Source organism: Rhizobium ecuadorense, from assembly GCF_001187535.1.
GTDB classification, from domain to species: Bacteria; Pseudomonadota; Alphaproteobacteria; order Rhizobiales; family Rhizobiaceae; genus Rhizobium; species Rhizobium ecuadorense.
The window spans coordinates 1-231 of record NZ_LFIO01001582.1; the positions used below are offsets into that span (position 1 = coordinate 1).

Below are 231 nucleotides of genomic sequence, written 5' to 3' on the forward strand. Positions count from 1 at the left end.
GGCCGACAGCGCCGCAATGTCCTGAAGCTCGAAGACGAAGGATGTGGGGTTTTCAAGATAGAGCAGCTTGGCACCCGACAGAGCCTTGCGGACCTCGTCGTGGTCGGCGGGATCGACAAAGTCCACCGCGACGCCGAGCCTGCCGAGCAGCTTCACCAGAAGGCGGTAGACATCGTTGTAGAGATGGCGAACCGCAACGACCCGGTCTCCGGCCTCAACGAGACTGAGAAT

1 protein-coding gene is annotated in these 231 nt (G+C 61.0%); it reads right to left on the reverse strand.

Annotation, left to right across the window (positions count from 1 at the left end; all coding sequences use genetic code 11):
- A partial coding sequence (locus tag AF337_RS32640; RefSeq protein WP_193393683.1) for a PLP-dependent transferase occupies nt 1–231 on the reverse strand: 231 nt, incomplete at both ends.